This window comes from Natronoarchaeum sp. GCM10025703 (assembly GCF_042661985.1).
Taxonomy (GTDB): domain Archaea; phylum Halobacteriota; class Halobacteria; order Halobacteriales; family Natronoarchaeaceae; genus Natranaeroarchaeum.
The window spans coordinates 81,830-102,735 of the sequence record NZ_JBHSZF010000001.1 but is presented as its reverse complement, the minus strand read 5'-3'; the positions used below and the strand labels follow the sequence as shown (position 1 = coordinate 102,735).

Sequence of the window (20,906 nt, the reverse complement as noted above, 5' to 3'; positions counted from 1 at the left end):
TAGACACACCCAGTATTTTATTCTCACGCCGAATCCGGCAGGGCCGAGTCCGGACGTTCGTCGACGACGGCGGAGAGCACGCTCCCCCGATCTATAGTTTAGCTGTATTGTCCCGGCGCGACGTCACGCCGAACTCAGAGCTTATCGGCGTTCTGGGCCTGCTCAGTCCTCCGCTGTGCCTGCTCCAGGCGCTTGTCGCTCGCGTTCGCCAGCCCTTCGGGAAGCGCTCCTCGGGCCTCCTGTAGACGCGTCTCGACGCGCTCTAGCCGGGATGCGACCGTCTCTAGCTCTCGGTCCGCGTTCCTCTTGGAGCCCGACGCTGCGTTCTCGGCAGCCCGCCGCCCCGCTTCGGAGACGGCTTCGAGTGCCTGTGCGAGGCCTCTAACTGCGTTGCTCTGCCCGTCGTCGTCATCGTCGCCGTCGACGGCCGCGACCTGGGCCTGCGTCTCCTCGGCGATATCGGCCAGATAGGTCGCGAGCGAGGCCTTTCCAGTCCGGGGCTCGTCGATCCGGACTCGCTCTTCCTCGTCAGGATTGACGCGGAACGCGCCGATCTCGCCGTCGGTGTCGATCACTTCGGTCGTGTAGGCTCCCCCTCGATGGACGTAGACGGCATCGGGTTCCGAGAGCGGGGCGTCGTACATCCGTCCGGCGAAGTCGTCCTCGACCGCCAGGTCGCTGAGGTCGCTGTCGGCGTTGCTCGGGTCGACCTCGATCTTCGTCGCGTTCTCGCGGGCGACGACCGGGATTTCGCCGTCCACGCCGGCGACTGTCGGCTCGTCGTCTCCGGAGACCGTGACCGTCTCGCTGTGCGGTTCGACCCCTGCGCCGTTGATCGTAAAGGTGTGCTCTCCTCCGGCACGTCCTGCAGGACGGCGATCCCCTGAAAGGTCGGCACCGCTTCGGGATCGCTCTGTAACAGGGCGAACATCTCTAGGGGGAGCTAACGGTCGTCAGTCCCTCGTCTTCCGGCGCGTCGTCCGAGGAGACCGCGTTCGTGACGCCCGCGATTACCCGATTGATCGGTGCTGGCTTCGCGATGGCGTCGTACCGCTCCGCGAGCGCCTGTCTGTGCGTTGCCTCGGTGATGTCGGTCGCCGGCTCCTCGTATCGTGGGCCCTTCCACGGGACGCCCGTGGTCGTGATGTGCCCGGCGACGAGGTCCTCGGCGAACTCGGGAATCGCGAACTCGAAGCTCAACTGCGGGCCGGTGAAATCCTCGATGTGTTCCAGTTCCGTCGTCGGTGCCAGATCGTATGTCACGTCCGCGTCGCTCTGGTCGCGGCCCGCGAAATCGAACTCCAGGCCCGTCTCTCGGCTCGGAAGGTCCGTGGGCGGGGACCGCAGGTCCTCGAACGAGCGGATCGTCACCGCCTCGTCGACGAGATCCGAGGCGTCGACGGCGGGGAGCCGGTCGTGTTCGTAAAGCGGGGCACCGTCGAGTTCCGGGACGGCGTACGGTAGCGACAGCCCCTCGTCCCGCGGAAGCCCGTACGCCACCGGGATGGAGACGATGTCTTCGATGCCGTCGATAGCGCTGTTCGTGATGTCAGCGAACCCGCCGTCCAGCGGGAACCGCTGGAAGCGGTCCGCTTCGTCGTTGACCGAGAGCCCGCTCGAATGCGATCCGAGTTCGACGAGCACTCTCGGTCGCCGTTCCGGGTCCGGGTCGAGGAACTCGTTGTTCGGGGCGGAGCGGGAGTGTGCACTGGCGACGTACAGCTGTGGCTCGTCAGTCTCGCTGTCGACGAACACCTGGAGTAGCTCCCAGTCGTGCCAGTGGAAGTTCGCGGTGAACTGGTCGAACACGGAGTAAAACCAGAACTGGATGACTTCGAGCGGCGACTCCTCGTACTCGACGGCGTGATAGAACGCTCTCGTCTCCGGCGGGTCGTCGCCGCCGCGCTCGACGTAGCCGTCCAGCGCGTCGAACCCATCGACGACGGTGTTGCCGTCCTGCTCGCTCTCGTAGGTCCGCGGATCCGTCGGGAACCACTGCTCGTCCTGATCGAAGTACAGCGTCGGTGCGAACCGCTCGGCAAGCGCTCGTGCCCGCTCGTCGTCAACCTCGTTGGTTCCAGCATCGGTCTCCCCGTCGAGTAGTGAACAGCCCGCAAGAGAGGCACTGGCACCGCCAGCGATACCGCCAAGAACTGTGCGCCGGGACAGTAGTCGAGAGCTGTTCTCAGTCATCTGTCAGCTCCTATCGTCCGACTCTGCCGGGGTCGCGATAGACGTCGGTCTCCTGGGCGGACACATAGCTTCCTCATAATGATATATTGGTTCCGGTGGCCCACCGGCAAAGCCTTTCCGGCCGATAGCGGCCGGGGAGCACTGAACCGATGCCCGGCTCCCCGATGGTGTGACTCGACAGCAACCTCTTCCGTGTCTTCACTCGATAGCTCGCACCAGCGAGCCGAGTACCGGCAGGACGAGCGCGCTACCGGCAGTCACGTAGACGATCGGTCGCATCGCTGGCGTCCGGGCAGCGGCGTCGCCGAGCGAGAGCGCGAAGACGACCAGCACGAGCAGGCCGATGCCGAATCCGTAGGCGAGGCCGCGGCGAACGGACGGCGCGACGAACGCGACCAGCGCACCGGCAGCGATCAGCCCGATCCAGTGGAGCCACGCGAGGACGAGTCCGGCGATGGCCGCCAGCGCCAGCGCCGCGGCGTGCACTCGCGGCTCGGATCGGACCCGCCTGAGCACGCCTGCAGGCTGTTCGGCGTTATCGGCCTCCTCGGTAGTTCCTGCGGTGTCGTGCTCGCTCACGAGGACTCACCCCGGAAGGTAACCCGCTGGTCGCCATCGACCGTCAGGTCCATCGGCTTCTGGTCATTGTCGAGCCAGCGGTCGAACTGGTCGTCGTAGTGGTCCGAGAAGTAGTCGCCCGAGTTCCCGCCCGGGAGGATCGCTGTCGCGTCGCCGCCAGGCTGGACCACCATCCGCCAACTGGACCCGACCGCGGAGTCGACGCGGAAGTTCTTCACTGTCACCCGGGAGCCGTCGGCCGGTCGCGCTCCGTAGTTGAGAAAGCCTGCTTCGACGCCGAGCGGATGGGTGATCGAACGCGTGGAGTTCCAGTCGCCGTAGCGCTCCCAGCCCTCAGCCGCCATCTCGTCGAGGGCGTCGGCGAGCGCGGCGACCATCGTCTCCTCGCGCGAGCGCTCGTCGAACAGCGTGCTCTCGGCGGGAAGCCCCGCGAGCACCCAGTCGTTCGGGTAGTACGACTCGTCTAACTCCGCGTCGCCAAACGTGGGCTCGACGACCCGGCGACGGAACGCCGCGATCCAGCGCGCAAAGACGAGCGCCGCCCGGGAATCGGGCTCCATCCGGTACTCCCACTCGTCGAGGGTGCTGGCCGCCGTCGCGAGTCGGTCCGTAGTGTCGTCGCTTCCCTCGACTGCCGCTACAAGTTCCGGGACCAGATCCTCGGCCCGGCCGTCCCGGACGTCGTTCTGTAACGCCCGATGGAAGTCGGGATCCGTGGTGCCGCCAGCGATTGCCTCGTCAAGCCGGTCCGCGATCCGCATCCCCCGATACGGCGTCGCGTAGCTCACGCCGACGTAGTGTTCCGGGTCGTCGACGACACGCTGGTTGGCCGTCGAGAGGACGTCCGGATCGATGGCGTGTGGTTTCTCCTCGAACGGAACGAACCCGTCCCACGAGGAGCGACCGAACGGCTCGAAGCCCTGCCACTCACCCTCGCCGGCGGAGCCATCGAAGATCTGATCGCCGGGCACAGCCTCGCCGTCTATCTCGCGGATCGGGAGTTTCCCGGTCGCGTAGTACATCGTCCGGCCGTCGGCGTCGGCGTAGACGAGGTTCTGCGTCGGCAGGTCGAACTTCCGGGTCGACTCGCGGAGGTCGTCGAGCCCCTCGCTCCGGCCGAACTCCTCGATAGCGACCGTCGTCCGCGTCGCGCTGTGGCCCGTCCACGCGATGCCGACCCGTTGGCCCTCCCGCTCGATCATCGGGCCGTGTACCGTCTTCTCGACGGTCAGGCTCCGGTTCTCGCCGCCGCTGACCTGGATCTCGTGTTCCTCGGTTGCGAACTCGCGCCACTCGCCGCGATAGCGGTAGCGCTCGCCGTCCTCGTCGGTCTCGTAGCGGTAGCTGTCGAGCACGTCCGCACCGACGTTGGTGAACGACCAGACGCCCCGGTCGTTCGCCCCGGCGATGACGAACGGGACGCCGGGGAAGGTCGCCCCGCGAACGGAGCGCTCCGGCGTCTCGACGTGCTGTTCGTACCACAGCGCCGGCGTCATCAGCGAGAGATGTGGATCGTAGGCAACGATCGGATCGCCGTTCGCGGTGTGCTCGCCGGAGACGACCCAACTGTTCGAACCGACGCCGGTCGGCGACTCGAACGCCGAGAGGTACCGGGTCAGTTCGGAATCGATCGGTGTCCGGTTGTCCGTCCGGGCGGCGTCGCCGTTCCACTCGTGACTGCTCGCAGTGGCGTCGCTGTCGAGAATCGGGTAGTCGTGATCGTACTGTCGGGGAAACAGTTCTGCGACCCGGTCTTCGCCGAGGCGGTCGATCAGGAGCGCCCGCCGCAGTTCGCCGAACTGTCCCGTGAGATCCCACGAGATCTGTTTTTCCATCAGCATGGAGTCGACTGGCGTCCACGGCCGTGGCTCGTAGCCCAGCAACTCGAACTCCAGTGGGAGCGCCTCGCCGTCCATCGCGGCGTTCACCCCGTCGGCGTACGCCTCGACGAGCGGGCCGGCGCGGGTATCGCGAACGAGGTCCCAGGTCGCTTCCGCCGCGCCGGCGAAGTCCATCGCGACGTGGAACTCGTCGTCTTCGAGCGTCGCCTCGCCGATCACCTCCGATAGCTGGCCCCGCATCACCCGCCGCTGGAGGTCCATCTGGAACAGCCGATCGAACGCCTGGACGTAGCCTACGGCGAAGTAGGCTGCCTGCTCGTCGTCGGCGTCGACGTGCGGGACGCCGAACTCGTCGACGTGCAGGCTCCCGTCACCGTACGGGCTTTCGACCGTCTCCGTGAGGGACCGGCCGGCCGCGTCCCACGTGTCGCCCGACAGCGGTGCGAACGAATCGAGCAACTCGCGGGCCGATGAGAGGGCAAGCCCGCCGGTCCCCGCGGCGACGATTCCGGCGAGGACGCGACGGCGTGTCGTGTTGTCTGTCACTGTACCAGTCCAGACACCGATCTATAATGATAATTTCGGTGATTGACACCCACGCTGGCGTTGGCCTCGGCGTGAGTGGGCCATACTGTTACGCAACAAACTGGTCAGCGTGTCGTACAAGTGGCGAATACATTAATATAGTATGCGTATCCACCACTGGGTACGATGAGTCTCGACGACGAAACAACAGCATGGATCTCCGGGTTCGCTTCGGGCGTCGCCGCCTGCTCGGCCGGTGTATATCTGCTTCACAAACGTGCACAGCGTCGATCCGAGCCTGCACTGGTCGACGACGAGGGAACTGTGATACCGATCGAGTGACTTCGGCGGGTGGTCGTGACTGCTCTCTCGGCCCGAGTTGGCTCCATCCACTGGCTGTTGTTCTGTTCGGGCCTGCCAGGCCTCGATTGGGGGTCCGTCATACGATTGTCTGACAAATACTTTTATGTGCCAATCCTGAGATCCTCAGTATGGAAGCGAAAGTAGCGGATTCTGCACAGACTCGAGTTGTCGTAACCACCGCGGAAGACGTCCCGATGAGCACGACCGTCATCGAGGCAATCGCGGAACTAGAGAGCACTCGACCGATGGCCCTCGACGTGACGCTGTACGACGCCATCGATCTCGATGCCCTCGATTCGCTCTACACGGCTCCAACTGAAGGGGTCGAGGTTAGCTTTACTGTCGACGACTACGCCGTCGAAGTCCGTGCGGACGACACTGTCCTCGTCGAGCGACAATAATTAGTCGGAAACGACATCGTGGAGGGTTTCGTGGAACGCAACGACGAGCGACGGCACGACCACCATGAAGATGTGCTCCTCGACGGGGACGCCGAGGAGATCCCTCCCGGTCCGTAGCTCGATGTCGAAGATGCCGATTTCGAGGGTGTACCAGTCCCAGACGTAGGCGATCGGATACAGAGCAACGACGGTTCTGGCGGCGCGACGGAGCGCGCCCGCCCGCCTGAGCAACAGGAACGCGATCGCGCCCCAGAAGATCTCGGTCGCGAGATACGTGTACCGGCCAAAGACGCTAATGTCGGGTCGCACAGGCGTTTTTGGCACCCCCTGCTCATCAAACTACTTCCTGTCCACTCTCCCCGGCGAGACAACGCCCACACTGACGAGTCCGAGCATGAGCAGGTAGGCGACGAGGCCGCCGGCGACGAGGTTCGGTAGAGCCGTCGCCGCGGCGAGGGCCGCGAGGAGCGCAACACCGAGCACACCGATGATGGCGGCCAGTTGCACCACCTGCCGCTCCCAGAGCGAGCGTACCGGCTGACGGTAGCGGAGTGTCAGCGCTTCGAGCACGACTGCGCCGAGCGCGCCGAGGAGAAACCAGGCTGGCGCGAGCGACGCCTCGGTGGCGACGAGCACGCCACAGTAGCCGAGCAGGGACAGCAGTGCAAGCGCGCCGTCCCGGCGGGCCGTCGTCACCAGTAGACGGTCGCGCCGTCGCCGATTCGAGTCTGGTAGGCGCGGCTATCGACGCCGACGTCGTCGAACGCGTCGAGCATCGACGCGGCGATGGCGCGCCGGTCGGCCTCGTGACAGGCGGCGATAACGCCCGGACCGGCACCGCTGACGGTCACGCCAGTCGCGCCGGCGTCGAGTGCGGCCTCCCGGACGTCGTCGTAGCCGTCGATCAGTTTCGCGCGAGCGGGGTTACCACGTTATCTTCCATCCCCCGGCCGACCATCGTTGGGTTCTCGCGGTGCATCCCGACCGTGAGCGTCGCCGCGCGGCCGACGGTGTCGACCATGTTCTCGACGGAGGTCGATTCCGGGACCACCCGGCGGGCGTCCCGCGTCGAGACGACGATGTCGGGCAGGCAGACGACCAGCGGGATCGAGCTATCGACCTGCGTGACGCCGTCCTCGGCGACGATGGTAAAGCCGCCCAGCAGTGCCGGTGCGACGTTGTCCTGATGGGCTTCGCCGGAGACGAGCGCCTCGCCCTCCGCGGCGATGGGGACGAGTTCCGACCGGGAGAGTCCCCGGTCGTACAGTTCGTTGAGTGCGAGCGCCGCGCCAGCAGCACTCGCGGCCGAAGAGCCGAGTCCCGAGGCCGGGCGGACGCCCTTGTCGATCTTGATCCGTGCCGGCGCGTCGAGCGCCTTGGCGACGGCTCCGGCGGTGTTTTTCTCCGGATCTTCGGGAATGAACTCGCTTCCCGCGCCGGTCATCTCGATTGTCGTCTCCTCGGCGCGCTCGACGCGGACGATGTCGGCGGGCCGTTCGAGTGCGGCCCCGAAGACGTCGAAGCCGCTCCCGAGGTTCGCGCTCGTCGCGGGAGCCCGCACTGTAAGCATATCCGAGGGGTAACCGGACCGCGGCTAAAAAGCCAGCGGAAAGCGGGCCCCTCGATGGATGGCGGCGGGCGTGTCGAGATGGGTTTGATCACAAAACACAACCCGATGCCCTCCGTACGCGATGCTATGATCGGGGTCGTCGGCGGCGGATTGGCGGGACTCACGGCAGCATACGAACTCCAGTCCAGCGGTCACTCGGTGCGCGTCTTCGAGTCCAGCCCCCGCGTCGGCGGCGCGCTCTCGCGAATCGACCCTCGCGCTACCGCCCCCTGTCGTCCCCACACGATTGCGCCGGACGACGACGCCGCCCGCTCGCTGGCGCGCTCGCTCGGAGTCGAAGCCGCCCTCCCGCACGGACGCGTTCGCACCGGCTACTACGTCGACGGTATCGCCCACCCGACCGACCGGCTTCGGGAACTGCTCGCCTTCCCGTCGCTGAGTCTGCGCGATAGATCGCATCTCCGGTCGCTCTCCGGTGGCGGTCGGGGACCGTTCACGGTACCGAGGACGCCGTCGCCGATCCGACGACGCTGACGGACGTCACCGCGCGCTCGTTCGTCACCGACCACGCCACCGACTCGCTGTACGACCACGCAATCGAACCACTGCTCCGGGCACGCTTCGGCGACGCGGCCGACCGGATCAGCGCGGCGTGGCTACTCGCCGAACTCTCCCGACGCCGGTCGCTGGGCGACGGCACTGCCCTCTCCGCCGTTCCGCTCGTCGACGCGCTCGTCGAGTCCATCGGCCAAGAGAATCTATGGACCGACACTCGGGTCCTCCCGCTCGGCACCCGTGCGGGCGCGGTCGATCACATCGCCGCAGTCGAGGATGGCACCCGAACCGAGCAGGAGGTCGACGCCGTCGTGCTCGCGACGTCGCCGTGGGCGCTGGACCGACTCACCCGCTTCGACTGGCCGGGCGAGCGAGTCCCGCAGACGACGGTCTGTTTCGCGCTCGACGAGTCCCTGCTGCGATCGATCGACTCACTGTCGTCGACGACGCGCCGTTCGGCCGGCTTGCCGCGGTGCCGGCTTCCGGAGGGGCGGCCGAAATCGAGCAGTTCCTGTACGCCATCGCACCGTCCGAACGTCCAGTGCGCGAGGACACCGTGGCGGCGTTCCGGCGTGGGATCGAGTCGCTGTTCCCCGACTTCGATCCGGAATCCGTGCGGTGGTCGGCCGTCGACAACCGTGTGGAGCCACTGCCGACCGTCGGCTACGCCGATCACGTCGTTTCGTACGAACGTCCGTCAGTTGTCGCCGAGGGCTGTTTCTACGCGGGGAGCGCGAGTCCGGAGCGGTATCCGCACCAGTCGCTCGACGGGGTGGTTCGCGCTGGGAGAAAGGCGGCACGCGCCGCGAGCGAGCGACTCGAAAGCGCCGTTCAGTCGTCGGACTCGGCGTGATCGCTGTCGGCCGCCTCGATCTCGTCTTCGGTCAGTCCCGGCGCTTCCGCGGGATCGACATCGTCCGGTTCCTCCTGGCCGCCGACCCGTAGTTCGCCGTCCGGCCCCTCGACGTAGACGTCGTCCGCGAACCCGGCCGCGGCGTGGGGATGCTCGGGGTCGTCGAGCTTTTCCGGCGTCGAAGGGGCTTCGGGGACCTCCAGCGTTCGGAACTCGCCGAGGGGGTCGTCGATGCTGATCCCGTGGGCCTCGAAGAACTTCCCGTAGCGCTCGTAGTGCGCTTCGAGTTCGTCGGCGGGGAACTCCATCATCTCGGTCCAGCCGTGGTTGTAGAAGTCGAAGTTCGCCTGGATGTGGGTGATCTCGCGCGCTTTCGCCTCGGTGAACCCGGCCTCGAGCGCCGCGACGTAGGTGTCCATCGTGCAGTCGAAGAAGCCATCGAGATGGTCACGGCGCTCGTCTCGGTGCTGTTCGTCGGCCTTGTCGGCGAAGATGCCGGTATGAAGATCGACGAGTTTGTCGTTTGCGAGGTCGCCGATGATCGGCGCGGTCAGCGCCTGCTTGGCCGCGAAGTGCCGAATGTTCTGCCGAAGTTTCATGACCCTCAGTATGGTCGTGAACTCCTTGAACCTTCCCGAAGCGGCCAGTGCCCCCGAAGACGGCCTCGTTACCCGTGCGAGTGTGAACATGGCCGAGATAGCAATCCACTTTAACCCGGGCGATACAATCAATACAATATGACCGAGTCGTACGTCATCATCGGTGACGGGATTGCTGGGAGTTCCGCGGCCGAGACCCTCCGCGAGGAAGCCCCGGAGTCCGATATCACCGTCGTCACCGATGAAGGTGAGGCGTTGTACAATCGGATCCTCATCAAGGAGTTCGCCAAGGGCAAACTCCCCGAAGCGCCGGTTTCGATCCACGAGGAAAACTGGTACGCCGAGCGCGACATCGGCCTGTCCCTGAACACACACGTCACGGACGTCGACCCCGACGCCCACGAGATTCATACCCACAGCGGCGAGACGATCGAGTACGACAAACTGCTCGTCGCGTCCGGTGGGACGCCCTCCAAACTCCCGGTCGACAACGCAGACGCTGACGGCATCCACCATTTCTGGACGTTCCAGGACGCTCGCGCGATCAACGAAGACGCCAGCGAGGCCGACACCGGCGTCGTCGTCGGTGCAGGACTGCTGGGGATCGACCTCGCAGCGATCTGCGGGGCCCAGAACGTCGACGCCCACTACCTGATGCGCGGCGAGTGCTGGTGGCGGTATGCACTCAGTCCGGAGGAGCAGAGATCATGCACGAGGGGATGCGCGGTGTCGGCGTCACGCCCGTCTTCGGTAGCGGCGTCGACGAGTTCGTCACCGACGACGACGGCCACGTCGAGGCGACGATAGACAGCAACGGCGAGCGCTACGAGAGCGACTTCGTCGGCATCGCGATCGGCCTGGATTTCAACATCGAGTATCTGCAGGACACCGATCTCGAAACCGACGACGGCATCCTGGTCGACGAGTATATGCAGACCAACCTCGACGACGTCTACGCCGCGGGCGACCTCACCCGCTTTTACGACACCATCCTCGGCGAACACGCCCAGAACGGTTCGTGGGGGTCGGCCAAAGAACAGGGCCAGGTCGCCGCGAAGAACATGGCCGCCGACGACGCGGCCGAGGCGTTCCGCTGGGTCTCCTCGTACTCGATCACCCACTTCGAGTTCCCGTTCCTCTCGTTCGGTCACCCGACGCTCGGCGACGATTACGTCGAGAAGAAGTACAACGACCACGAGTGGCGACGGATCACGTTCAAAGACGGCAAGGTAGTCGGCGGCGTGCTGATCGGCGACCTCGCTCCCCAGACCACGTTCAAACAGCTAATGCGAGAAGAACGCGACGTCTCCGGGCAGAAGGAACGACTCCTCGAAGAGGAAGTCGACATCGAGATGCTCGACGCGCCCGCTCAGGAACAGTAACCCCCGGCCGCACGCGAATCCTTTTCAGTTTGCCGCCCCTATATAAACATAGATGTCATCGACGATCGCGGGCGAACAACTCACGCCGACCGACGAGTACACCGTCCTCGTCGCTATCAACAAACCGGACAACGCCGAGCAGTTGATGCGCACGGCCGTCGACCTCGCGGTCGCCAACGATGGCCGGGTCCACGTCGTCAGCGTGATCCACAAGCATCACACCTCTCCGTTTTTGCTATTCGACGACGACTACATCAAAGAGGAGTTCTCGGGCGACCGGGAACGGCTCGTCGACCGCGCGAAATCCGTCGCCGAGGAGGCCGGCGTACCGGTCGCCGACAGCCTGCTCGTCGGCAGTAGCGTCTCGCGGTCGATCCTCGATGCGATCGACGAGGTCGACGCCGACGCCGCCCTGCTCGGCTGGCGTGGCGAGTCCAAGCCCTCGGATATCGTTCTCGGGACGACGATCGATCCCATCGTCCGCCGCGCGCGCTGTGACGTGCTGGTCGAGCGGGTCGGCCTCACCGCGAGCACGGTCGATTCGATCCTTCTGCCGACCGTCGGCGGCCCGCACGCCGAACTGGCGACCGAGGTGACGGGTGCGATTGCGGCCCGGAACGACGCCCTGGTTGAGGTCCTCTCGGTGATCGATCCGGACGCCGACGACCGGTCCCGCGACGCCGCAACCGGCCATCTCGATCGAAGTCTCGAACTGCTACCCGACTCCGTCGAGACCGAACGACTACTGATCGAGTCCGATGCTATCGCCGAGACGATTCTGGAGGTCGGCAGCGATCACGACGTGATCGTCCTCGGCGCGACCCGACAGGGCGCACTGACCCGGCGGATCGCCGGGAGCATCCCCCAGACGGTCGGTGCCGAGACCGATCGCCCGTTCGTGATGACGAAACGTCGTCCTGACCGCTCGCGACTCGGCAACCTGCTCGCTCGCTGGTGGCCGTGAGCCGGTCGTCGATATCGAAGCGGTTTTGCACGCGCCATGCGGAGTATCGGGTATGAACGGCGGCGGAAGCGAAGATATGACCTTGGCGTTCGAGTTGAGTGCACTCCAGGCGCTCGCGGAGCCCGGCACGGTCTTCGACGACGCGCGGCGCTGGAGCGAGTACGTCGGCGTCGTCTCGGAGAAGCCGACCTACGTCGTGACGAACTTCACCCGGAAGAATCGCATCCGACAGGACTTCTTCTCCGGCCCACGCGGGCGCTCGGAGAGCCTCGAAAGCGTCAAAGACCAGTTCGACACCGAGCGGCACGTCTTCGTCGGCACCGACGAGGACGACGCCGGACTGGCCGACGAGGTCGGCTGGGAGTACCTGCCCGTCGAGGACGCCGCCGAGGCTGCCGGCTGGACGCTCGCAGAGGACGAGGACGACAGTGAGATCGAAACCGAACAGAGCCGCGACGACTGGCCCTGACCCGGTTCGGGTCCCCCGGTCTCGTGAGCATCTCCGAACCCGGGGAGTTTATTCGTCGGAAACGCCGACCAGTAGGTATGCCTGAGCCGCGGGTCCCCGGAGGTGGCAGCGAAGAACTCTCCCTTGCGTGTGGCGAGTCGGTCGATCCCCGCCGCCTCGACCTGGGGATGCGATCATTCGAGTGTGACTGTGGCGAGACCCACGCTGTCGTCATGGACGTCCACCCTCCATCCCGATTCGTCCCCGAGTTTCTGGTCGAGATCCTGCGCGAGACGATCGAGACCGACGACGAGTTCGACGAGTTCGGGACGCCACATGTCATGGGTGTGCTCATGGAGGAGTTCCCCGAGGACGTCGTGACGTTGGACAAGAGCGACGACGGTAACGTCGGCTACGGACTGCTGTGGGTGACCGAGTTCGACGACCGCGAACTCCACGAGATCGTCGTCGAGTTGCTCGTCGAACTGATGGAACACGCGATTAGTCACGCTGACAGTACAGAGGCGATGTCGGCTTTCGAAGAGCAGATGCTGGAGTTCGACGTTAGCGAGTTCGTTGAGCAGTACCGCGACGAACGGGAGTTCGAGACGGAGCACGACCGGGCGATCTGAGTGCGCTCTGTCGGACCACCGACAGGCGTCTGACGGCTGTGCGACAGGGGTTTATTATCTAGCATGTCGACGTATGGCACACAGCTATGCACGCTCGGGGAGAGTACCAGCGAATCGAACGAGCGCTCGAGGAGGCGGACGTCGAGGAGCCACTGACTGCCCGAGAGATCCTGGAACTGGTCGACGACGCTGACGCGAAGTTCGAGAGTCCCCACCGAATCGCGACCGTACTGGGTCGTCGCGCCGAGTACGGCGACGTGACGGTTATCAGGGATCAGCCCTACCGATACGAACTGTGACAGACGGTTCCCAGCGACTCCGAACGAGGGTGGGGATTTTTATCTTTCAACCGTTTTTGCGTGATATATGTCACCGAATCCCGGCGTTCTACAGGGACATACGATAGAGGACGAGGCGATCGACCAGGTATTGGAAGAAAACGGTGTCGGCGTGCTTTCGATGGCAATCGAGGGGACGCCGTACAGCATCCCGATGTCTTTTGGATTCGCGTCCGGCGGCTCGCTGTACTTTCTGCTTGCGGGTCACTCCGAGGAGGGCAAGAAGATGGAGTTCGCCGAGGAGAGTGAGGAAGCGAGCTTTCTCGTCTACGACGTTGCCTCGGACGAAGAATGGCGAAGCGTCATCGTCACCGGCGCGCTCGACCGCATCACGCCCAAGGAGTGGGACAGAGCCAGAGAGGCGATGATCGACAACGCCTATCGCCCGGACCTCCTGACGCAGATCGACATCCAGTCCGACCCGCGGGTCTGGTCGCTGACGTCGAGACGAAGTCGGGCCGCAAGATGGGCGGCGAGTGAGCGCTCGGCCGCCGGGCCAGCACTGAGCCACGCCAGAGTGCCGACAAATGTGGCACGCTGACGGCGAACTCGGTGTCAGAGTGGGTTCGCCAGCCCTGTCGAGATGGATCTGCGACGGGCTGATTGCCGATAGCAGCTGTACTTCCCGAAATCTGAGAACGGCTTAATGATTTATACAAGACGGCTATATACTAGTAGCTGTGAAAGAGCAACCATGAGTTCCAGAACGCTCGAATCTACTATGTTTGGTCGCGATGTACAGTTCAGATACTCAGAGACATGGATCGGCTACTCGCTACTCAGCCTGCGACTGATCATGGGCTGGACGTTTCTCTATGCTGGGATCACAAAGGTCATCGATCCCGAGTGGAGCGTCCGTGGTTACCTGAATTTTGCGATCAGTCAGGAGAACTTCCTCCGGAGCATTGCTGGGACGGATCTCTGGGCGGTCATGGCTAACGACTGGTACTGGCTGTTGACACCATTGAACCAGGTCGGGTTGACGCTAATCGGACTCGCGCTCATCTTGGGTCTGTTCGTCCGACTCAGTGCCTTCTGGGGCGGGACGATGATGACGTTCTACTGGCTCGCGTCGTTCCCGCTGGAGGGGTCGATACTCATCGACTTCCACCTGGTATATGTCCTGTTGCTGTTCGCCGTCGGTGCGTTTGGCACTGGTCGTATCCTCGGTCTCGACGCCATAATCGAGAACCACCCAAAAGTCGAACCGTACCTCGAAAAGTACCCGAATCTGCGACTACTCTTGGGCTGATCTATCTCGATCCGGCGACCGTTTTGTTTCCGCCTCGCCGTTTCTCAGATGTCGAAAGCCGACAGTAAGTATATCTGCATACACCTGTAATCGAGTTCCATGGAAGAGGAACCGTCACTTTCTTCGGATCTCGAAGAGACGCTCGAACAGCATCGAACCGGCGCGAGTACGTCCGGGACCCTCGTGTTGAGCGACCAGCAGGGCTACGTCGATGACACGATCACGATCAAGGGGCGAAACCTCCCGGAAACAGCGGCACTGGACCTGCTCTGGCACTCGACGGACGGTAGCTGGGGCGTTCTCAAAGGCAACGAGATCGTCGGCCCACAGTATCGACCACGAACGGACCACATCACAACGGTTACGACCGACGAGTCGGGGCGTTTTGATGAAACGTGGACGATCCCCGAAGACTACGGGGGGCCCACAAGATCGAACTCCAGCAGGACGGCGAGACGATCGATCGTGCTGAGATCGAGATCACGCCGTGGTTCGAACTCCAGGAGGAATCAGTCCCGCTCGGTGGGACGTTCACGTTCAAAGGCTACGGTCTCGGACCGAACGTCGTCACCAACAACTATCAGGTCTCCTGGGACAACTCCACCTTCGGGTTTATGACCGGTGTGATGAACCGCGGGACCGCCACTGCCGAGATCCGTGCAGTCGGCCCGCCGGGCAAGCACACTCTTGAAGTCTGGCGCAACTACCGGGGAATCCCCTATCTCCAGAACAACACCCAGTCACCGTACGGGGAGGTCTGTGGCGACCGCCAGTCCCGGTGGACCGTGGAAGTGACCGACACCGAGGAAGACCTCGCCGGCTGTTGGATGGACGAGCAGTTCGAGGAGAAGCCGATGGAACTCCACTATCCCGAGCTCGACGCCGAGAGCGATGCCACTCTGGAAGTCACCCCTACTTCCGGTCAGGCTGGGACGCAAGCGTTTATCACTGGCGAGCAGTTCCCGCCGAACGAGACGGTCGACCTGATCTGGTACCGCCATGAGGGACACCGCGTCAAAGGCATCCCGATCACGCCCGAAGCCCATCGCGACGTCCTGCCAACCGTCCAGACCGACGCCAACGGTCGCTTCCAGGTCGAGGTCGAGATCCCGCCCGAGGAAGGGTCGACCCGCCCGATCACAGCCGAGGTCGGCGGCCAGGAGATCGCCGTCACTGGATTCGTCGTCCAGCCCCGCATCGAGAAGTTCACGCCCCACGAGGGACCGGTCGGATCCACGATCGAGATCGAACTGTCCGGCGTCGGCTGGACGATGTACGAGAACGGCCCGTTCCTCGTCTACGATAACAAACCACTGGGCTACGCCTGTGGGACGAGCGGCGATGATAAAGGGGGCGTTATCAAGCTAGATATCCCGGCGGCCGGTGAGCCAGGATATCACTTCATAGACATTTATCCGACGATCTACGAAATGCAGGAAGACGAGCCAAACTTCGAGATCTTCCCGCATCTCTCGTATCTCGACAACCACCCTGTTAGACCGCTGCCAGCATCCCACTTCGTCTTCGAAGTGACCGAAGAATAGATCGGCCGCGACACGACCCTTGATTTTCCACGTTCTCGAACCGATCACCAGATGAGCAAAACACGCTACCAGTGATCGAACCCGCGGAGCCGAACGACGGGCGATCCCGTGCGGATCCCGCCATTCACGGGATCGTCCTCGCGGCCGGGACGAGCGACCGGTTCGGTGACCGGAACAAACTCCTCGCCACGGTCGGCGGTGAACCGATTATCCGCCGAGCAGTGCGAACGCTCGCGGAAGCATCTCTCGAAGGTGTGACAGTCGTCCTCGGTCACGAGGCTGACCGAGTCCGGGCCGTACTCGCCGACCTCGACGTGACGTTCGTGACCGCTACCGGCGAGGGACAGGGGGCTCGGTGGCCGCAGGCGTCGAGACTGTCCGAGAGGCAGGTGCTGACGCCGCCCTGATCGCGCTCGGTGACATGCCGGCCGTCTCGACGGCGACTGTCGAGCGCCTCGTAGACACCTATCGTGCCGGGGGCGGGAGCGCGCTGGCGGCCGGCTACGACGGCCAGCGTGGTAATCCAGTGCTGTTCGATGGGAGTCACTTCGGAAGCCTCGCCCTGCTCGACGGTGACTGTGGTGGGCGAAACGTGCTTCTGTCGGCGACGGATGCGGCCCTCGTCGAGACCGGCGATCCGGGGGTCTTACAGGATATCGACCGACCGACGGACGTCTAGGAACGAGTCGGCAGGGGACATGTGGGGGCTTGCCAGCCGAGTCAGTCGAGCGTTCCGTTGCTCTCCCAGTCGCGGAGAGTTGCCGGGAGGATTTAGTACCACGACGACCGACTGGCTCGTATGGAATACGATGGGACGACGACGATCCCTGCGCTGCGGGATGCGGTCTGGGAGCCGATCACCGATCCCGAAGTGCTGACGGCGTGTGTCATGGGCGCCGAGGAGATCGAACGCGTCTCCGAGCGCCGGTACGAGGGCGTCATCCGCCAGTCCGTCGCGGGAATCACCGTCTCGCTGGCGGGCGAGGTACAGATCGAGACGATGGTGACACCCGAGCGGCTGACCTTCTCGGCAGTCGGTACTGACTCGCGGACGAACGCCCGGATGGATGCCGACGTCGAGGTGGTGCTGTCGGAGGCCGGCGAGGGCGAGACGCGAATGGACTATATCGTCGACGTCCGGTTCGCGGGCAAACTGGCGACGCTGGGCTCGCGGATCCTCCGGCGACAGATCAAGGCGAACATCGAAACGTACTTCGACAACCTGGCGGCGTACGCCGGTGAAGACGGATGAATCGCCAGCGAGAACAGCCGGAACGCGAGCGCCATCGAACTGTCGGCCGGAACACCCACCGAAAAGAGGCCCGGGGAAACTCACGGGCGAGGCCAGGTACCCGACTGACCTGGACCGGCCGAACCTCTTGCACGCGGGGATCCTCCGATCCCAGCAGTCCCACGCCAGGATCGAACGTGTCGACCTCGACGATGCGACAGCGATCGACGGGGTTGCCAGCGTCGTCTCCCGGACCGATCTGCTCGGCGACTTCGACGACCGGGTTCGACACTACGGAGACGTCGTCGCCGCCGTCGCCGCAGAGACGCCCGCCGCCGTAGCGCGGGCGCTGGACGCTATCGAGTACGAACTCGATCCGCTCGAATCGGTCCACGACCCGGCCCGGAGCGTCCGCGCAGACGCGCCGAGGATTCACGCCGAGACGCCGGCGTACGGTCAGCCGGTCCGACACCCCCGCCACGTCGAGAACGACGACTACGAGCAGAACGTCGACGACTACCACCGACTGTCGGTTGGGGACGTCGAGGCGGGGTTCGAGGCGGCCGACCACGTCCTGGAGAGCACCTACCGGACGCCGCGGGTCAACCACTGCAACCTCGATCGGCACTGCTGTCTCGCAGAGTTCGATGGCGATAAACTCGAACTGACGGAAACTATCGGAAACCGGACACACACCGAAGACGCACTCGAACGGCTGTTCGACGAGGAGTTCGAGGTCGAGATACTGACCCCACCCGCTGCCGGGTCGAGTTTCGGCGGTCACTCCCTGGAGACGCTGACGCTCGAACCGGTCGCGGCGACGCTGCCCGCGAGACCGGTCGCCCGGTCAAACTCGTCTTCGACCGGGAAGCGGAGTTTACCGCCGGGGATTCCCGGCACCCGACAACGCTCACGCTCCGTGCAGGGCTAACCGAAGACGGCACACTCACGGCGCTGGACGTCGACATCGTCACGGACACCGGGCCGTACCCGAACGGGGTCGGCCACATCGTTCTGCATAACTGCCAGGATCGGCCACTCGACCTCTATCGCCTCGATAACTACCGGTTTGAGGGGGTCTCGGCGTTTACGAACAACACGCCCTCGGGCGAGTATCGTGGAATCGGCGTCGCCCAGATCACGTGGGCACTGGAGTCACACGTCGACGAACTCGCCCGGCAGGCCGGGATCGACCCGGTCGCAGTCCGCCGGAAGAACTGGGTCGAGACTGGCTACGAGCGCCCCCACACCGGTGTCCCAGTCACGAGCTGTGGCCTGCAGGACTGTCTGATGCGCGGTCGCGAGACGTTCGAGCGCCTGTCCGAGGACGCCGACGAGGACCGGCTGTACGGCTGGGGAATGGCCTCGGGAGCGCACTCGACGACGCCCGCCTCGGCGAGGAACACCGACTATACGGAGGCGAAACTCGTCCTCGATGCCGAGGGAGCGATGACCGCCGTCGTCGGTGCGGTCGAACTGGGACAGGGTGCGGAGACGGCGCTCGCACAGATCGCGGCCGAGAGGACGGGCATCCCGATTGAGCGCGTTACAGTCCGGAGCAAGACTCACGCCGACGACGTCGACGACAAGTACGGCTCGATTGCCAGCCGGTCGACATATCTGATGGGCCGGGCGATCGCCGAGGCTGCCGAAGAGTTGACCGCGACCCTTCGAGAGCGGGCGAGCGACCGTCTCGGCGTTCCGATGGACGAGCTAACGGTCGCGGACGGCGAGATCCGGGACGGGGCGGAGGCGACTGAACTGGCCGAACTGATCACCGAGGGCGTATCGGCGACGGGACGGACCGAGACGACCCGCGCACCGTCATCGTTCGGCGTCCACTTCGCCGGTGTTACGATCGATCCCGAGACGGGTGGAGTCGATCTCCGGACCTACGTCGCCGCCCAGGACGTTGGGTACGCGATCAACCCCGCGATGGTCGAGGGACAGCTTCACGGAGCGGTCCAGGACGGCGTCGAGTTCGCCACGCTCTCGGAACTGCAGCTGGATCGCGGGATCCCGGAGAACCCCAACCTCGCAGACTACCCTGTGAGTTCGCCACACGAGATGCCCGCGGAGCTGCAGTAGAGATCGTCGAATCGAACGAGGCGTCGGGCCCCTACGGCGCGAAAGGGGTCGGAACGCCCTCGATCACGCCCGTCGCGCCGGCGATCACCAACGCCATCCGCGACGCCGTCGGCACGCGATTCACGACCGCACCGGTCCGCGACGAGGACGTCTTCTTCGCGCTCCGGGAGGGTGAGCGATGAGCGAAACCACCTACTATACGCCCGAAACTGTCGACGATGCCCGCCGACGGCTCGACGGCGATGGTTTCAGAACGGTTGTCGCCGGTGGGCAGACCCTGATGTTGTTGTTGAGACAGGGGTTGCTCGACGCCGACGTGCTGGTCGACGTGGGCGACATACCGGCCCTCTCCGGGATCGAGACCGAGGACGGAACGGCGCGGATCGGTGCGGCGACGACCTACCGCGACCTCGGGAGTCACGACCTCGCGGACCGGATCGGGATGCTCGGGGACGCCTGTGGCGTCGTCGGCGACCGGCAAATCAGGGGTATGGGGACGATCGGCGGCGCGCTGGGTCACGCCGACCCGGCCTTCGACCTGATACCGACGCTATGCTGTCTCGATGCCGAGATCCGAGTCGGGAGCGTCGAGGGCGAGCGAACGGTCCCGATATCCGAGTTTCTGGTTGGACACATGACGACCGACCTGCGGCCCGACGAACTGATCGAAGGCGTTCAGGTCGGTCTCGAAATTGACGGCTCGGCCTATGAGAAACACGCCGAAACCGAAAACGGCTGGGCCACCGTGGGCGTTGCCGCAGCGGTCACGCTCGCTGATGGCCGCTTTGCGGATGTCCGGATCGCTCTCGCGGCTGTCGCGGATACGGCGGTCCGGTCGCCGGCGGTCGAGGACTCCCTCGTCAGCGAGCCAGTGACCGACGACGCGGTGGCGGCCGCCAGCGACGCTGTCGTCGCGGATATCGACCCGGTAGACGACCTCTCGGGATCGGCGACGTACACGGAGCGTCTGGCTCCAGTGGTGGTCGAACGCGCGCTCGAACGCGCCGTCGAACGGGCGGGTGGTTCGCTGTGAGACTCGCCTTCGAGCTCGACGGCAAGCAGCGGACGGTCGAGGTCGCGCCGGACGAACCCCTCCGGGACGTGCTCCGCGAGACGTGTGACAGAACCGGGATCAAATCTGGCTGTGACAGCGGCCGCTGCGGGGCCTGTACGGTGCATCTGGACGGCGAGGCGGTCAAGTCCTGCCTGGTCCCCGCAGGCAAGGCCGACGGCACGTCGATCACCACTGTCGAGGGAATCGAGGACGGGACTCTGGGCAGGGAGATACAGGACGCCTTCGAGGAACAGTTCGCGCTGCAGTGTGGCTACTGTTCGCCCGGGTTCGTGATGACTGCGCTGGCATATCTCCAGGACGATCCGGACGCCGACCGGGCGGCGATCCGGGAGGCGATTGCGGGTAACGCCTGCCGCTGTACCGGCTACGAGAACATTCTGGACGCCATCGAAGTTGTGGCCGCCGATCAGGACGACCCCTACCAGGGTTCCGCCGACCGTGACTGATCCAAACAGATAATATGCTGGTGGTCC

The 20,906-nt window shown here is 64.7% G+C and carries 21 protein-coding genes and 5 pseudogenes; 18 read left to right on the top strand and 8 right to left on the bottom strand.

What is annotated here, in order from left to right; translation table 11 throughout:
* Positions 1-134: 134 nt before the first annotated feature.
* The 3 genes and pseudogenes from ACFQH2_RS00575 to ACFQH2_RS00565 all read right to left on the bottom strand — a co-directional run bounded on the left by ACFQH2_RS00575 (position 135) and on the right by ACFQH2_RS00565 (position 5,159).
* Positions 135-2,193, bottom strand: a pseudogene (locus ACFQH2_RS00575) (hypothetical protein).
* A gap of 198 nt (positions 2,194-2,391) precedes the next feature.
* A complete protein-coding gene (locus ACFQH2_RS00570; RefSeq protein ID WP_377055823.1) occupies positions 2,392-2,772 on the bottom strand; it encodes a hypothetical protein in 381 nt (126 codons plus the stop codon).
* The gene (locus tag ACFQH2_RS00565) at positions 2,769-5,159 is read right to left on the bottom strand and encodes a penicillin acylase family protein (protein ID WP_377055821.1); all 2,391 of its coding nucleotides are present in this window, start codon (positions 5,157-5,159) and stop codon (positions 2,769-2,771) included. The genes ACFQH2_RS00570 and ACFQH2_RS00565 overlap by 4 nt, the downstream gene beginning before the upstream one ends.
* A gap of 165 nt (positions 5,160-5,324) precedes the next feature.
* Between ACFQH2_RS00565 and ACFQH2_RS00560 the strand changes: the two genes are divergently transcribed.
* Positions 5,325-5,480 (top strand): hypothetical protein, encoded by a 156-nt coding sequence (locus tag ACFQH2_RS00560; protein WP_377055819.1) that lies wholly within the window; start codon positions 5,325-5,327, stop codon positions 5,478-5,480.
* A 149-nt stretch (positions 5,481-5,629) separates the two neighbouring features.
* Entirely contained in the window at positions 5,630-5,902 is a 273-nt protein-coding gene (locus ACFQH2_RS00555; protein WP_377055817.1) for a HalOD1 output domain-containing protein, read from the top strand.
* Here the strand turns inward: ACFQH2_RS00555 and ACFQH2_RS00550 are convergent, their stop codons facing one another.
* From ACFQH2_RS00550 to ACFQH2_RS00540, 3 genes and pseudogenes are all read right to left on the bottom strand, one after another.
* Positions 5,903-6,211 carry a lycopene cyclase domain-containing protein gene (locus ACFQH2_RS00550; protein ID WP_377055815.1) on the bottom strand — a complete coding sequence of 103 codons (309 nt, stop codon included), beginning with the start codon at positions 6,209-6,211 and terminating at the stop codon, positions 5,903-5,905. It abuts the gene before it with no gap.
* A 30-nt stretch (positions 6,212-6,241) separates the two neighbouring features.
* Positions 6,242-6,598, bottom strand: coding sequence for a hypothetical protein (locus tag ACFQH2_RS00545; protein WP_377055813.1), 357 nt, complete (start codon positions 6,596-6,598; stop codon positions 6,242-6,244).
* Positions 6,595-7,472 (bottom strand): annotated as a pseudogene (locus ACFQH2_RS00540) (homoserine kinase). The gene ACFQH2_RS00545 and the pseudogene ACFQH2_RS00540 overlap by 4 nt, the downstream one beginning before the upstream one ends.
* A gap of 78 nt (positions 7,473-7,550) precedes the next feature.
* Here ACFQH2_RS00540 and ACFQH2_RS00535 point away from each other — a divergent pair.
* Positions 7,551-8,006, top strand: coding sequence for an FAD-dependent oxidoreductase (locus ACFQH2_RS00535; RefSeq protein WP_377076328.1), 456 nt, complete (start codon positions 7,551-7,553; stop codon positions 8,004-8,006).
* Here ACFQH2_RS00535 and ACFQH2_RS00530 read toward each other — a convergent pair.
* On the bottom strand, positions 7,966-8,217 hold the full coding sequence (locus tag ACFQH2_RS00530; RefSeq protein WP_377076327.1) for a hypothetical protein: 252 nt from the start codon (positions 8,215-8,217) through the stop codon (positions 7,966-7,968). The genes ACFQH2_RS00535 and ACFQH2_RS00530 overlap by 41 nt on opposite strands.
* 138 nt (positions 8,218-8,355) lie before the next feature.
* Here ACFQH2_RS00530 and ACFQH2_RS00525 point away from each other — a divergent pair, with 138 nt between their 5' ends.
* Entirely contained in the window at positions 8,356-8,880 is a 525-nt protein-coding gene (locus ACFQH2_RS00525) for a hypothetical protein (RefSeq protein ID WP_377076326.1), read from the top strand.
* On the opposite strand, the gene ACFQH2_RS00520 is transcribed toward ACFQH2_RS00525, so the two are convergent.
* Entirely contained in the window at positions 8,859-9,479 is a 621-nt protein-coding gene (locus ACFQH2_RS00520) for a DUF6149 family protein (protein WP_377055807.1), read from the bottom strand. The genes ACFQH2_RS00525 and ACFQH2_RS00520 overlap by 22 nt on opposite strands.
* Before the next feature lie 138 nt (positions 9,480-9,617).
* Between ACFQH2_RS00520 and ACFQH2_RS00515 the strand changes: the two are divergent.
* The 14 genes and pseudogenes from ACFQH2_RS00515 to ACFQH2_RS00450 all read left to right on the top strand — a co-directional run bounded on the left by ACFQH2_RS00515 (position 9,618) and on the right by ACFQH2_RS00450 (position 20,879).
* Positions 9,618-10,861 (top strand): annotated as a pseudogene (locus ACFQH2_RS00515) (NAD(P)/FAD-dependent oxidoreductase).
* Between the two features lie 52 nt (positions 10,862-10,913).
* Entirely contained in the window at positions 10,914-11,825 is a 912-nt protein-coding gene (locus tag ACFQH2_RS00510; RefSeq protein WP_377055803.1) for a universal stress protein, read from the top strand.
* 52 nt (positions 11,826-11,877) lie between these two features.
* A complete protein-coding gene (locus ACFQH2_RS00505) occupies positions 11,878-12,294 on the top strand; it encodes a DUF7124 domain-containing protein (protein ID WP_377055801.1) in 417 nt (138 codons plus the stop codon).
* 77 nt (positions 12,295-12,371) lie between these two features.
* Positions 12,372-12,905: a DUF5815 family protein gene (locus ACFQH2_RS00500; RefSeq protein ID WP_377055799.1), complete on the top strand. Its 534-nt coding sequence runs from the start codon at positions 12,372-12,374 to the stop codon at positions 12,903-12,905.
* 86 nt (positions 12,906-12,991) lie between these two features.
* Positions 12,992-13,204, top strand: a complete 213-nt coding sequence (locus tag ACFQH2_RS00495; RefSeq protein ID WP_377055797.1) for a hypothetical protein — start codon at positions 12,992-12,994, stop codon at positions 13,202-13,204.
* A 67-nt stretch (positions 13,205-13,271) separates the two neighbouring features.
* The gene (locus ACFQH2_RS00490; protein ID WP_377076325.1) at positions 13,272-13,784 is read left to right on the top strand and encodes a pyridoxamine 5'-phosphate oxidase family protein; all 513 of its coding nucleotides are present in this window, start codon (positions 13,272-13,274) and stop codon (positions 13,782-13,784) included.
* A gap of 180 nt (positions 13,785-13,964) precedes the next feature.
* Complete coding sequence (locus ACFQH2_RS00485; RefSeq protein WP_377076324.1) at positions 13,965-14,495, top strand: DoxX family membrane protein; 531 nt, start codon at positions 13,965-13,967, stop codon at positions 14,493-14,495.
* 395 nt (positions 14,496-14,890) lie between these two features.
* Positions 14,891-16,039, top strand: coding sequence for a hypothetical protein (locus ACFQH2_RS00480; RefSeq protein ID WP_377076323.1), 1,149 nt, complete (start codon positions 14,891-14,893; stop codon positions 16,037-16,039).
* A gap of 71 nt (positions 16,040-16,110) precedes the next feature.
* Positions 16,111-16,718, top strand: a pseudogene (locus ACFQH2_RS00475) (nucleotidyltransferase family protein).
* 120 nt (positions 16,719-16,838) lie between these two features.
* On the top strand, positions 16,839-17,291 hold the full coding sequence (locus ACFQH2_RS00470; RefSeq protein WP_377055787.1) for a CoxG family protein: 453 nt from the start codon (positions 16,839-16,841) through the stop codon (positions 17,289-17,291).
* Positions 17,278-18,428 (top strand): annotated as a pseudogene (locus tag ACFQH2_RS00465) (xanthine dehydrogenase family protein molybdopterin-binding subunit); the annotation flags it as partial. The gene ACFQH2_RS00470 and the pseudogene ACFQH2_RS00465, both read left to right, overlap by 14 nt.
* 132 nt (positions 18,429-18,560) lie before the next feature.
* A complete protein-coding gene (locus tag ACFQH2_RS00460) occupies positions 18,561-19,358 on the top strand; it encodes a xanthine dehydrogenase family protein molybdopterin-binding subunit (protein ID WP_377076952.1) in 798 nt (265 codons plus the stop codon).
* 178 nt (positions 19,359-19,536) lie between these two features.
* A complete protein-coding gene (locus ACFQH2_RS00455; RefSeq protein WP_377055783.1) occupies positions 19,537-20,391 on the top strand; it encodes an FAD binding domain-containing protein in 855 nt (284 codons plus the stop codon).
* Positions 20,388-20,879 carry a (2Fe-2S)-binding protein gene (locus ACFQH2_RS00450; protein WP_377055781.1) on the top strand — a complete coding sequence of 164 codons (492 nt, stop codon included), beginning with the start codon at positions 20,388-20,390 and terminating at the stop codon, positions 20,877-20,879. The genes ACFQH2_RS00455 and ACFQH2_RS00450 overlap by 4 nt, the downstream gene beginning before the upstream one ends.
* Positions 20,880-20,906: the final 27 nt, after the last annotated feature.